The sequence below is a fragment of the Oribacterium sp. HCP28S3_H8 genome (genome assembly GCF_052064775.1).
In the GTDB taxonomy this organism is placed as follows: domain Bacteria; phylum Bacillota; class Clostridia; order Lachnospirales; family Lachnospiraceae; genus Oribacterium.
In genome coordinates, this window is the sequence record NZ_JBQHUZ010000003.1 from 1 (window position 1) to 13280 (window position 13280).

The 13280-nt window shown below is 47.5% G+C and carries 13 protein-coding genes and 1 tRNA gene; 1 reads left to right on the top strand and 13 read right to left on the bottom strand.

The features are described 5' to 3' along the window. Positions 1 to 284: 284 nt before the first annotated feature. The 11 genes from ACTNEN_RS04245 to secA form a co-directional block, all read right to left on the bottom strand. A tRNA-Ser gene (locus ACTNEN_RS04245) sits at positions 285 to 370 on the bottom strand. A gap of 92 nt (positions 371 to 462) precedes the next feature. Beyond that, the gene (gene ispD / locus ACTNEN_RS04250; protein WP_441204830.1) at positions 463 to 1209 is read right to left on the bottom strand and encodes a 2-C-methyl-D-erythritol 4-phosphate cytidylyltransferase; all 747 of its coding nucleotides are present in this window, start codon (positions 1207 to 1209) and stop codon (positions 463 to 465) included. A gap of 119 nt (positions 1210 to 1328) precedes the next feature. Continuing rightward, complete coding sequence (gene tsaD, locus ACTNEN_RS04255; protein WP_441204831.1) at positions 1329 to 2366, bottom strand: tRNA (adenosine(37)-N6)-threonylcarbamoyltransferase complex transferase subunit TsaD; 1038 nt, start codon at positions 2364 to 2366, stop codon at positions 1329 to 1331. Further along, entirely contained in the window at positions 2356 to 3267 is a 912-nt protein-coding gene (locus ACTNEN_RS04260) for a ribonuclease Z (protein WP_441204832.1), read from the bottom strand. The genes tsaD and ACTNEN_RS04260 overlap by 11 nt, the downstream gene beginning before the upstream one ends. 6 nt (positions 3268 to 3273) lie before the next feature. Then, positions 3274 to 3717 carry a ribosomal protein S18-alanine N-acetyltransferase gene (rimI, locus tag ACTNEN_RS04265; RefSeq protein WP_441204833.1) on the bottom strand — a complete coding sequence of 148 codons (444 nt, stop codon included), beginning with the start codon at positions 3715 to 3717 and terminating at the stop codon, positions 3274 to 3276. Further along, positions 3701 to 4513 (bottom strand): tRNA (adenosine(37)-N6)-threonylcarbamoyltransferase complex dimerization subunit type 1 TsaB, encoded by an 813-nt coding sequence (gene tsaB, locus ACTNEN_RS04270; RefSeq protein WP_441204834.1) that lies wholly within the window; start codon positions 4511 to 4513, stop codon positions 3701 to 3703. The genes rimI and tsaB overlap by 17 nt, the downstream gene beginning before the upstream one ends. Positions 4514 to 4525: 12 nt before the next feature. Further along, complete coding sequence (gene tsaE, locus ACTNEN_RS04275; protein ID WP_441204835.1) at positions 4526 to 4939, bottom strand: tRNA (adenosine(37)-N6)-threonylcarbamoyltransferase complex ATPase subunit type 1 TsaE; 414 nt, start codon at positions 4937 to 4939, stop codon at positions 4526 to 4528. A 7-nt stretch (positions 4940 to 4946) separates the two neighbouring features. Then, positions 4947 to 6194, bottom strand: a complete 1248-nt coding sequence (locus ACTNEN_RS04280) for a homoserine dehydrogenase (RefSeq protein ID WP_441204836.1) — start codon at positions 6192 to 6194, stop codon at positions 4947 to 4949. Between the two features lie 24 nt (positions 6195 to 6218). Continuing rightward, a complete protein-coding gene (locus tag ACTNEN_RS04285; protein WP_441204837.1) occupies positions 6219 to 6674 on the bottom strand; it encodes an ACT domain-containing protein in 456 nt (151 codons plus the stop codon). Positions 6675 to 6679: 5 nt separating this feature from the next. Then, positions 6680 to 7816: a peptide chain release factor 2 gene (gene prfB, locus ACTNEN_RS04290; protein ID WP_441204838.1), complete on the bottom strand. Its 1137-nt coding sequence runs from the start codon at positions 7814 to 7816 to the stop codon at positions 6680 to 6682. Next, positions 7809 to 10478 (bottom strand): preprotein translocase subunit SecA, encoded by a 2670-nt coding sequence (secA, locus tag ACTNEN_RS04295; protein WP_441204839.1) that lies wholly within the window; start codon positions 10476 to 10478, stop codon positions 7809 to 7811. Before secA ends, prfB begins: the two co-directional genes overlap by 8 nt. A gap of 349 nt (positions 10479 to 10827) precedes the next feature. Between secA and hpf the strand changes: the two genes are divergently transcribed. Next, positions 10828 to 11358, top strand: coding sequence for a ribosome hibernation-promoting factor, HPF/YfiA family (gene hpf, locus ACTNEN_RS04300; protein ID WP_441205076.1), 531 nt, complete (start codon positions 10828 to 10830; stop codon positions 11356 to 11358). Between the two features lie 148 nt (positions 11359 to 11506). Here hpf and ACTNEN_RS04305 read toward each other — a convergent pair whose 3' ends face one another. Together ACTNEN_RS04305 and ACTNEN_RS04310 are read right to left on the bottom strand one after the other, a co-directional pair. Then, entirely contained in the window at positions 11507 to 12289 is a 783-nt protein-coding gene (locus tag ACTNEN_RS04305; RefSeq protein WP_441204840.1) for a C40 family peptidase, read from the bottom strand. A gap of 237 nt (positions 12290 to 12526) precedes the next feature. After that, positions 12527 to 13276 carry a hypothetical protein gene (locus ACTNEN_RS04310; RefSeq protein ID WP_441204841.1) on the bottom strand — a complete coding sequence of 250 codons (750 nt, stop codon included), beginning with the start codon at positions 13274 to 13276 and terminating at the stop codon, positions 12527 to 12529. Positions 13277 to 13280 lie beyond the last annotated feature (4 nt).

A 13280-nucleotide genomic window follows, 5' to 3' on the forward strand; every position in this document is an offset into this window, starting at 1 on the left:
ATAAGCACGGTTCTTACGAACCGTTAAGTTCTTTCCGTTCAGAACGAAGCTATGCTTTGTTCTCACGTTATTTACTGCGAATAAATTCGCTTTGAGTTTCTTAAACTCTTTTCTGAAAATCCTCTTTAGAATCTTCAGGGTCTGTGTATTATTCGATCTTTGATTTTCAAGGTTCTATTCGCTTGCCATTTCTGTGACAGCTTGTTAATTTTAGCAAACTGTTTTCACAGTGTCAAGCAGTTTTTTGAGTTTGTCAGGAAATCAATGCTTCCTTCAGGCTCAAGCGCAGAGAGAGGGATTCGAACCCTCGCGCCCTTGCGGACAAACGGTTTTCAAGACCGCCTCGTTATGACCACTTCGATATCTCTGCAGTTTTTAAGTCGTTCTGTGCTTTCCGCTGAGCGACTTCATAATAATACTCAATACGTCCCATCTTGTCAACAGCTTTTAGAGTAATATTTTTCAATTAAGATACAGCTCCGCGATTGCAATATCCTCCGGGGTTGTCACCTTGATATTCTGATAGCTGCCTTCGATGATTTTGACCCGGGCATTGCTAAACGTTTCCACTACCATAGCGTCATCCGTGATCACGCCGGTATCGTTTCCTTCTGCTTTTGCTTCCATCAGCTTCTGATAGGCATGATATACCAGTGTAAAGTCAAAGCTCTGTGGTGTCTGCATAAGCCACAGCTGTTTACGATCCGGTGTATCCATTACAAAATGTTCCAGATCCAGAAGCTTGATTGTATCCTTTACAGGCATGCCGACAACAGCGGCTCTATAAGCATAGGCTGCAGTGATAGAATCCGTGATGATTTTATCCGTAATCATAGGTCGTGCCGAGTCATGGATCAGGACAATACTCTCGTCCTCTGCAGCATCAGGGTCTTTCATAATATGTCTGTGAATGGCAGAAAGCCCCTGGTAAACAGAATCATAACGCTCTTTGCCACCCTCGGTCAGATCATATGGAGTCTTGGTGTTAGGGCAGACCGAGGCGATCGCCTCCTTGACCTTTGCAAAGCTTTCTTTTACCGTGACAATAACCACAGCATCCACCATAGGGTGCTGTAAAAATTTTCTGGTACTGTATAGATACAGTGGCAGTCCCCGAAGCTTCATAAACTGCTTCCGGGTTTCTGAGTGCATCCGGCTGCCCTTTCCTGCGGCAAGTACAATGGCATAAACCTTTTTACTGTTATACATAAATTTTACTATTATACATCATGCTGCTTTTGCTGATGATCGAAATTTATCTGCTGAATCGTTTCCTTAATGTTCCCTGCTGCTTTCTGAATGTTTTTTCCAATGCTTTTCCTGATTTTTTACCGCTCTCCAAGCTTTAAATTTGGCTTTGCATTTAAATCCAGTCCGTCACGTTTTCCCTTTATAAATTCATAGTACCCTGCAGTTCCGATCATAGCAGCATTATCTGTACAGAGGATCGGGCTCGGGCGGTAAAAACGGATGTGATTTTTAAGACACTCCTCTTCCATTCTTGCCCGGATATGGGAGTTTGAGGCAACTCCGCCTGCAATCGCAAGCTTTGTGAAACCACGCTCCTGACACAGGCGGATCGACCTTGACACGAGCGAATCTGTCACAGACTCCTGGAAGGAGGCGCAGAGATCCGGTACATTGATCGGTTCCTCCTTCATATGCGCACTGTTGATGTAATTTAGTACAGCAGATTTGATACCGGAAAACGAAAAGTCATACGGACTTCCGGCAACTTCACCCCGCGGGAAACGGATCGCCTTGGGATCTCCTGATTTCGCAGCCTGGTCAATTTTAGGACCTCCCGGATACCCAAGACCGACGGCACGTGCCACCTTGTCAAAGGCTTCACCTGCAGCGTCATCTCTGGATCTTCCGACAATTTCAAATTCACCATAGTCCTTGACCACGACAAGATGTGTATGACCACCGGATACAATGAGACAGGCAAACGGCGGTTCAAGGTCTTTGTTTTCAATATAGTTTGCGGAAACATGTCCCTCAATGTGATGCACACCTACCAGAGGCTTGTTGAGCGCCCATGCGAGCGCCTTTGCCTCCGCCACGCCAACAAGCAGCGCACCGACCAGTCCAGGACCATAGGTGACGGCAATGGCATCGATGTCATGAAACGTGCAGTCTGCCTCCGTGAGTGCAGTCTTAATTACCTCATCAATTTTTTCGAGGTGCTTACGGGAAGCAATCTCCGGCACCACTCCGCCATATTCCGTGTGAATCGCGATCTGAGAGGATATAACATTAGAAAGAACCTCCCTGCCATTGCGTACCACGGCAGCGGCAGTTTCATCACAGCTTGATTCAATTCCGAGAATGCTAATATCTGACATTGCCTGCTCACTCCTCATCAAAATTTAAGTCCTTGGACCATCCATCCCTTGCAAATTTAAGCCGCGGATAAATTTTCTGGATCTCATCTTTGTAGATTTCCGGCTTCATTTCCGACGGCGAATAATGTGTCAGCCACATTTCTCGCGCCTGAGATTTTACACCAAGCTCCGCTGCTTCATACATCATCATGTGACGGTATTTCCTGGCATTTTCCAGCTTGTCCCGGTCTCCGTACATGCCTTCGCAGATAAAAAGATCCGCATCCTTGGCCATGTCGGAAATAACAGGTAAGGGACGGGTATCTGTGCAGTATACAACCGAGAGACCCCGCCGCGGTGCGCCCATCACCATATCCGGAGTATAGCATACTCCATCCTCTGTTACCGTTTCTCCATGCTGGAGATGGTTCCAGAAGCGTAAAGGAATATTCTGCTCCTTCGCCTTTACTGCATCAAACTTTCCAAGCCGTTTAACAGAGACACGGTAGCCGTAGCAGGTCACCTTGTGGTTTACTTTAAAGGCATCAATGGTATATATGCCAAATGTGATCGTTTCCATGGGCTCGCTCAGCTCATGGTAAATGATCTCAAAGGGAAGCTCCGGTGCAATCATCCGGAGTCCATCCACCACTCTGCGGAGTCCCTTCGGTCCCACAATCGTGAGCGGTTCTGTACGATCCGAGTTTCCCATGGATAACAGCATCCCGGGCAGTCCCGAGATATGATCCGCGTGATAATGTGTAAAAAGAATAAGATCAATCGGATTTGGAGACCAGCCCTTTTCCTTTAAGGCAATCTGGGTACCCTCTCCGCAGTCGATCAGTATATTGCTTCCACCGCATCTCAGTATAAGGCTGGTAAGCCAACGGTTGGGAAGCGGCATCATACCACCGGTTCCCAGTAAACAAATATCAAGCATAGTATTTTATCTTTCCAGGAGCATAATGATTGCATCCTCAATCGGGTCACTATAGTAGGCTTTTCTGACATACGCATCTGTAAAACCTTTTTTGCGGTACAGTGCTTTTGCAGGCTCGTTGCATTCGCGGACCTCAAGCCAGATTTTGCCGGCGCCTTGTCCGGCTGCAATGTCAATCATCTGGTCCATCAGCGCATCTCCGTAGCCCTTTCTCCGGTATGGAGAGGATACGCAGATATTGAGGATTTCCGCCTCCGGTCCGAGAAGCCGTAAGACGCAGTAAGCGGCAAGCTGGTTTCCATCGTGGATGACCATCGGCGCATCATACTTTGATGCAATGGCAGACTCAAAATCCCGTACAGACCACGCCATGACTCCAAAGACACTGCGCTCCAGATTTAAAACTTCAGGGAGATCGCTCTCCTGCATGTCTTCAATCAACCACTTCATTTTCATATCCCGTTCCGGAACCGATAACATAATTCTGTGCCTGGAGCTTATCCTTGGTAACACCCGCCTGCGCAGCTGTATCTGTATCCTTTACCATATCAAACTGCTTAAGCCCCTGCGCCTCCCGTTCTCTTTCCGCCTGAGGCTTCCGGATATAGCTAAGCTCAAAAAACATGCCGGGTTTTGAAAGTCCAGCCGCCATCCTTTCTGCACCAAGCTCTGCAATGGAGGACGCCCGCTGCAGATAATTTACAGCAGAAGCAAAGGCATAACTGCCTGTCATGTGTTCCTCAATATATTTCCGGTAAACCGGAACCGCATCCCCCAGAAACAGGTGTCTGCCACCCTCCCGGTTCAGCCTGTCAATAAGCTCCTCTATGCTGACGGCTTCCTCTGTGCCGATGAGTTTTCCTCGCTTAAATGCAGCCGTATATACCTGATGCCTCCGCGCGTCCATGATCGGATGCACGAGACATTCGCACTCGGATACGTTATGTGCGAGACCCTCCAGCGTGCTGACCTCTGCCATCGGAATGTCATACGAAAGCGCGATTCCCTTGCCGGTGGCGGCTCCGATCCTTAAGCCCGTAAAGGACCCCGGACCGGCGCTTACAGCGATTAGTGCAAGATCTTCCGCACGTTTCCCGGTACGCGAAAAAATCTCAGCCACCATTGGGAGTAGTGTCTGAGAATGTGTAAGACCTATATTGACAGAATACTCTGCAAGTACAGTTCCGTCCTCCCAGAGTGCAGTTGAAGCGGTTTTGCCAGATGATTCGATTCCTAGTACCAGCATTTTTCTATCCCTTCAATACTCAATTTTACGATAATCAAAACCCTTGCTGAGATCCTTGGAGATACGGACCCATTTTGCCTCCGGCGGGATCAGATCCAGGATCAGCTCCGGCCACTCGATGATGGTCACACCCTGCCCGTAGAAATACTCCTCGTAGCCGATCTCCTCCATTTCCGATGGATCGCCGATACGATATACATCAAAATGATAAAGCGGCAACCGTCCCTCGTATTCCTTAACGATTGTGAATGTCGGAGAGTTGACGTAATCCGTGATTCCGAGACCTTTGGCAAAGCCCTGGGTAAATACCGTTTTACCGACGCCAAGGTCGCCGTCGAGACAATAGATCTCGCCCGGTCTGGCCTCAGCGCCTAGTTTTTCTCCGAAAGCAAAGGTTTCATCCTGTGAATTGCTTTCAAATATCATGGTCCTATCAGTCCTTTCCAAGCTCCGCTCTCAGGAAATGGAACACTCTTCTGCCTGTTTTTTCCTCAAATTCCTTCATGTTTTCCTTGAAATCGGACTCAAACATGACATCCGTCATAACGGCGAACTCGTCAGTTCTGCCATCCAGTACGATCGGATGGAATGCAGTTGTATCATTAAGGAAAAGATCCTTTACTTCATTTGCGACATCATCCGGTGTGCCCTCGATCCGGACGAGATAATTAAAGGCATTGCTGCCCATTGGCTCGATGTCGATCATTTTTTCTGACCATCCGATACCCTGGAACTCATGCTGGTGCCGTACCGCGGCGATCATATCGGAAACAACCGCGGATGCTGTCGGAAGCTTGCCTGCGCCCATACCATAAAGCATAGTGGTACCAAGACAGTTGCCAACGATGCGTATGCCGTTAAATACGCCGTCCACCGGATACAGAGGATCATTTTTGGTGATCATGATCGGCGCAACATAGGCAAAATACTTATCCTCTACCACCTGTACAGAGCCAAGCAGACGGATGTTCATGCCAAGAAATTTTGCATATTCCACATCGATCGCGGAAACATTGCGGATACCCTCTGTATAGATGTCCTCATGTCTGCAACGGTTTCCGGATGCCATAGAAAGCAGGATCGCTGTCTTACGAGAGGTATCAAAGCCGTCAATATCCGCAGAAGGATCCCGCTCCGCATAGCCGAGCTTCTGTGCTTCATGCAGCGTGTCCTCGAAGCTCGCACCGCTGTCACGCATCTTGGTGAGGATATAGTTTGTAGTTCCATTGAGGATACCGGTGATTTCTGTAAGCTTCTCACCTGCATAGTTATGGTAAATCGTCCGGATTACAGGGATGCCGCCGCCAACGGATGCCTCAAAAAAGAAATTGCAGTTATGATCCTTGGCAATCGAAATCAGCTTGCTGCCCATGGCATCTACCAGAGCCTTGTTGGAGGTTACGACATGCTTTCCCTTTTCAAGGCTTGCTTTAACAAATTCATATGCTGGATGAATACCTCCCATGGTCTCGACAACAAGACCGACCTCCGGATCCTCCGCAATGATATTAAAATCAAGAACCAGCTTGTCATGATCTTCGCCTGCAATCTCATTACGATCCAGAACATACTTAAGCTCGATCGGCTCGCCTACCTTACGCTGGATCTGATCCTGATTAATACGCAGTACTTCTGCAACACCGGAACCAATGGTTCCATAACCCATGATTGCGACTTTCATAAATAATTCCTTCCTTAAGCTAGATCACTTCAATGTTGTTTCCTGTGCCAGGATCTTTACATACTGCACATTATTCATAGCCTCTATGGCATGCACCATATAAGAGACATCTCTGGTTTCCGCACCGATCTCAATGGAAACGGTGACAGTTGCAATCCCATTGACAGGGATCGACTGATGGATGGTGAGGATATTCGCCTCGCATTCTGAAAAAATCGAGCAGAGTCTTGAGAGAAATCCCAGCTCATCAATCATCTGGATGACCATGGTAATGGTCTTACCCTTGGAATTGTCATAAAAAGGATAAATATCATCCTTATATTTATAGTAGGAAGATCGGGAGATATCCACTCTCTGCGTTGCTTCCGCGATACTGATTTTTTTTTCGGATTCAAGAAGGCGCTTCACCTCTACTACTTTTTTAAGTACTTCGGGAAGCGCGTTTGTTCTGACTACATAATAGTCTGAATCATTGTTCATAGGTTTCAGTCTCCACCCTGTACTTTACGGTCCGGGCAGCCAAGCTGCATCCATTTAAGATATGCCGTAATGAAACGATCGATATCTCCATCCAGTACAGCATCCGTGTTGCCGGTTTCCTCGCCGGAACGGAGATCCTTTACCATACGGTATGGCTGCAGCACGTAAGAACGGATCTGAGATCCCCATCCGTTATCCTTTACTTCACCACGGATGCCTGCAAGCATCTGCTCCTGCTCCGCCTTCTCCTTAAGATACAGCTTAGCCTTCAGCATCTGCATTGCCTTGTTTCGGTTCTGAAGCTGAGATCTCTCCTCCTGGCAGGCAACGACGATACCTGTCGGGATATGAATCAGTCGTACAGCGGATGAAGTCTTGTTGATATGCTGTCCACCGGCACCGGAAGAACGGTAAACCTCCATCTTAATATCCTCCGGACGAATCTCGATATCAATGTCGGTTTCAATATCCGGCATGACATCACAGGATACAAAGGAGGTCTGGCGCTTACCCTGCGCGTTAAACGGAGAAATCCGGACGAGTCTGTGAATGCCGGCCTCCGAGCGCAGATATCCGTAGGCATATTCTCCGTCGATCTCCAGCGTTACAGACTTGATTCCGGCTTCATCACCTTCCAGATAATCCAGAATTTTATAGGTGAAGCCGTGACGCTCTGCCCATCTCGTATACATACGATACAGCATGCCTGCCCAGTCATTGGACTCCGTGCCGCCTGCGCCGGCATTGAGACGCAGAATGGCATTCATGTTATCATACTCACCGGAGAGGAGCAGCTTTGTGCTCATCGTGTCCAGCTTCTCTGAAAACTCATCCAGCATAGAGCGGATTTCCGGAATCACGGAAGCATCATCCTCTTCGTTCCCCATCTCGATCAGAGCACCGATATCGTCGTATGCCTGCTGGAGATCTCCAAACTGCTTTACATCATCCTTAAGATGCTTGTCCTCTGTGGAGAGCTTGTTTGCTTTATCCGGATCGGTCCAGAAGTCCGGCTCCTCCATCATACGGTCAAGCTCCGCAATACGTTTCTTTTTATTATCAAGGTCGAGGGATGCACCGAGCTGCTTCAGGGGCTCGGCTTTGGTCCCAAGCTCATATTTAAACTGATCAAACTCAATCATTATTGTCTGCTCCTCCCGCGAGCTTATCGAGTTCCTGCTCTCTCTTAAGATCCGAAGCCTCCGTTGCTGCCTGCTCCTTCATCTTAAGATACTGAGCACGGCCATGACACTGCTTGTACTTCTTGCCGGATCCGCATGGGCACGGGTCATTAGGATAAATCTTACGAACCTGTCGTTTCATCGGTGCCTGCGGCTGTGAATCATCGCGGTTGGTGCCGGTTACCTTGGCAACCTGCTCACGCTCTACCTTCTGCTCAATCTTGATATGATAAAGGATTCTTACGGTCTCCTCCTGGATTGAACGGATCATGTCGTGGAACATATCATATCCGGTGATCTTATACTCAACGAGCGGATCCTTGTTGCCATAGGCCTGGAGACCGATACCGTCTCTCAGGAGGTCCATGTCATCAATGTGGCTCATCCACTTCTGGTCAATGACTCTCAACAGGATGACACGCTCTACCTCACGCAGCTGCTCCGGGTTCGGGAATTCGGCTTCCTTCTGCTCATACAGCTTAAATGCCTGCTCCTTCAGCATCTGCTTGAACTCATCCTTGGTCATGCTGTTAAACTGTTCTTCTGTGAGCTGAAGCTTCGGCAGCGGAATGATATTCATCAGCGTATCATTAAGACCGGACAGATCCCAGTCCTTAGCTGTCTGGTCCTCGGCTACATCCGCGTCAACAGCATTCTCCACAATCTCCGTAATAAAGCGCATGATCAGCGGGCGCATGTTCTCACCTTCCAGAACCTTTTCACGCTCTGCATAGATGACATCACGCTGCTCGTTGTTTACCTCGTCGTACTTTAACAGGTTCTCACGGATACCGTAGTTGTTAAGCTCGATCTTCTCCTGAGCCTTCTCAATCGCGTTGGACAGCATCTTATGGTGAATCTGCTCGCCCTCCGGTACGCCCAGCGCCTCAAACATGTTCATAAGACGCTCGGAGCCAAAGAGACGCATGAGATCGTCCTCCAGTGAAAGGAAGAACTGTGACTGTCCCGGATCTCCCTGACGGCCTGCACGACCACGCAGCTGATTGTCGATACGTCTGGATTCATGACGCTCTGTACCGATGATGTGGAGACCTCCCGCAGCGCGCGCCTCATCATCCAGCTTGATATCGGTACCACGACCTGCCATGTTGGTGGCGATGGTAACAGCACCGTGCTGACCTGCATCTGCGACAATTGCAGCTTCTTTTTCATGGAACTTGGCATTTAAGACGCTGTGCTTGATGCCCCGCTTGGACAGCATACCGCTTAAAAGCTCCGAGGTATCGATGTTGATGGTACCGATCAGTACCGGTGCTCCGGTTTCATGGATCCGGACTGCTTCATCGACGACTGCCTGGAATTTCTCTTTTTTGGTCTTGTAAACCGCATCATCAAGGTCCTTACGGATCACCGGACGGTTGGTCGGGATCTGGATTACATCCATGGAGTAAATGTTACGGAACTCCTTCTCCTCGGTCTGCGCCGTACCTGTCATACCAGCTTTCTTGTCAAACTTGTTAAAGAAGTTCTGGAAGGTAATCGTCGCAAGGGTTCTTGACTCACGCTGTACCTGCACATGCTCCTTGGCCTCGATTGCCTGATGCAGACCATCGCTGTAGCGACGGCCCGGCATGATACGTCCGGTGAATTCATCTACAATGAGAACTTCGTTGTCCTTTACAACATAGTCCTTGTCCCGGTGCATCAGGTTGTTGGCACGGAGCGCAAGGATGATATTATGCTGGATTTCCAGGTTTTCCGGATCCGCGAGGTTCTTTATATGGAAGAAATTCTCAACCTTCTTGACACCCTGCTGGGTAAGGTTGACAGTCTTTTCCTTTTCGTTAACGATGAAATCACCGGTTTCCTCGATCTCCTCACCAAGGATGGCATTGATCTTGGAAAACTCTGCGGACTCCTCGCCCTTCTCCAGCTGACGCGCCAGCACATCACAGACTTCGTACAGCTTGGTGGACTTTCCGGAAGAACCGGAAATAATCAGCGGTGTTCTTGCCTCATCAATCAGGACAGAGTCCACCTCATCGATGATACAGTAATGGAGACCTCTCAGAACCTGCTGGTTCTTGTAGATCGCCATGTTATCGCGGAGGTAGTCAAATCCGAGCTCGTTGTTGGTGACGTAGGTAATGTCGCAGTTATATGCCTTTTGACGCTCCTCTGTAGTCATGGAGTTCAGAACGACGCCGACGGTAAGACCAAGGAACTCATGAATCCGGCCCATCCACTCCGCATCACGCTTGGCAAGATAGTCATTGACGGTAACGATATGGACTCCCTTGCCCTCGAGAGCATTGAGGTACGCAGGACAAGTGGAAACCAGAGTTTTACCTTCACCGGTTTTCATTTCGGCGATACGACCCTGATGCAGTACAATACCACCAATGAGCTGTACCGGGAAATGTTCCATACCATTGACACGCTTGGCAGCCTCACGAACCGTTGCAAATGCTTCCGGCAGGAGGTCGTCCAATGTCTCTCCATTGGCAAGCCTCTCCTTAAATTTAGGTGTCTGTGCTTTAAGCTCTTCATCCGACATGGCAGCCATGGTGTCATGCAGGGCAAGGATTTTATCAACCTTTGGTCTGATGAGACGTAACTCCCGATCAGAATGAGTGCCGAAAACCTTTTCAATAAGATTCATTACTATGATGCTCCTTTATACTAAACTGATCATCGCTTCTATTTTACATACTTCTGGCTATAACTCGTAAATTTTAACACTAAACGTTTCTATATTCAAGAAAAGTTCCCGGAGTTTACAAATTATTCACAATCACAGACATAAGTGTGTCAAATGATGCATGTAAAAATATAGTGAAAGTATGGCAGCAATTCTGTGAAAAAAATGTGAAAATATTTTGCAGATCAGCCTTATTATATAGAAAAATATTCCGTCTCGTGTTATAATATACCCAGATACAGAAAAGATTTTACAAAGGCGTTACAAAAGCCTTACTGTATCCAGGCTAATATAGAAGGGAGCGATGTTAATGAAGTTTAATATCACTGGTAGAAACCTGAACGTTACCGACGGACTGAGACACATGGTAGATAAAAAGCTTGGGAAACTGGATAAGTTCTTTAAGCCGGATACCATTTGTAACGTTACTCTCTCCACGCAGAGAGATCAGCAGAAAATTGAGGTTACCATCCCGGTTAAGGGAACAGTAATCCGTGCAGAGGAGTCCTCCCTTGACATGTATCAGTCAATTGATCTGGTCGTTGATGTCATTGAGCGTCAGATCCGGAAATACCGTACCAGAATTATTGACCGAAACCAGAGTGCACAGGCATTTAGTGAGAGCTTTATAGAGGATGAGGCCGAAGAAGATGATGCAGAGATCCAGATTGTACGTACCAAGCAGTTTGATCTTAAGCCAATGACTCCGGAGGAGGCTTGCCTCCAGATGGAACTTGTAGGACATAGCTTCTTTGTATTTGAAAACGGCAACACCGGTAAGGTGAATGTAGTATATAAGAGAAAGGGCAATACCTACGGTTTGATTGAGCCGGAGGGATAAAGATCCGGATTGTGTATTTTAAAAGATCACGTCTGAAACATAGTTTGTACAGGAAAGGGGCGATGGAAAAATCCATCGCCCCTTTCCTGTACAAAAGATATATCCATCGTTCATAAATATATCCGTAAATTTATCATTCATACATCGATCAGTCATTGATAAATCGACCAAAGCCATACGGAGTACGATAATCATACTTACTGGTAATGATACCGGAACGGGAATTGGCTGCATGGATGATAATGCCCTTGCCGCAGTAGATTGCAACGTGGTTGACATAATCTCCGCTCGCGTAAAATACAAGATCCCCGGGCTTAAGCTCGGATTCTGAAATACGCTTTGTATTGGCATACTGATCCCTTGAAGTTCTGCCGGTCGTAATGCCAAACTTCTTAAAGATTCCCTGTACAAAGCCGGAGCAGTCGCATCCGTTGGTAAGAGAGGTTCCGCCATAAATATACGGATTTCCAAGGAACTGCTTTGCATAAGCAATCAACTCTTCTCTCTTTGCCGAGTACTGCGTCGTATCCTGCGCCGCCTCAATCACATCATAAGAATACTCAATAGCCTCCAGATCTTCCTCATCTCCCGGCACGGTTACGGATTTTCCCTCACCTTTGCCGGTTTCCTTAGGTCCGCTGGCAGCTTCCGTTTCCTTAACGGTATCCGTTTTTACAATACCGTCCAGATCATCCACATTATCCGCAACATCAAGTAAAGCGTCTTTAGATGCTGTTGATGCCGAGGTACTGGCAAGCTTTAACAGCGATCCGGACTGCGCTGCAGTGGAATTACTTAATTCCAGCACACCACTGGATATTTCTACCGGACTCTCGCCGATTTTAAGAAGGGTCTCATCCGCAAAAGAGCTGAAACTCATCCCGACAACGAGCATCGTGCCAAGTATTAGTTCTCCAAGCAATCTTTTCATTCTATATTGTCTCCAGTTTATATCCCAGCAATCACTTGCTACAACAATACCTGTTTATAATACCACAACTGCTGGAAACAATCCCCGGTCATATTTATTAAAAAATCATTACATTGAGCGTTGAGAAATCGCTGAACCTTATACCAAAGTGATCGATATAAATGTGCCCACATAAAAGGTAGTGATAAAATAGTTCTTTGCAAAATAAGCCTTGTAGCTAAAACTGCCAATACAAATTTACCGCTGTCTCCGCAGCATCCCGCCCGGCAGGATCTTCTGTGCTCGTGGCCTCTCTACATCAAAATACGGAAGCTTCGGCGGCTGATAAGCGCTTCCATCCCTGCGGAATCTGCCATTTAAGGTAAACAAGCCGACAAGTGGTCCCTGCTCAAGCTGATAATCGGTATCTGGCGCATTTTTCAGAAACCAGAAGTATTGCTCCATCAGGAATGCAGCATCGCCGGCATTTCCACGGAATCCGAGGATGAGGCACAGCATGGATCTGACATACAGATTTTCTATCGAAGGATAGGCCTCACGGATCCAGTCAGAGGGATCTTTCTTACAACGGATAAAGAAGCTAACCATGTTGTCAGTCAGCGCGTCATTTTTATTGCGGAGTAGTTTTTCCTTGAGGATTGAGGTAATCTCCTCTTCTCTCGCAAGCAGCCGTTTCAGAAAAAATGCCATGGTCCGGAGTCCGATCAGACGCCGCATGAGTCGTACAAGTTCTTCGGCGCTGGTACAGCTCTGGATATCCTCACGGTCATTTGCATCCTTTGTAATGGCATCCGCAGAGTCTGCTTCTTTTGGGAATGCATCGATCATCACATCTGTCAATGCATCCAGAGGGATCATAGCACAGAAAAACTCAAGCTTCGCCGCCGAGATTTCCGCAGGGACATGTTTTTTAAAGAAATCCTCCGGGAGTAATGCCTCCTGAGATCCGGAATTAGAACTGTCGGGTTTAGAACTGAGATTTGACATAATA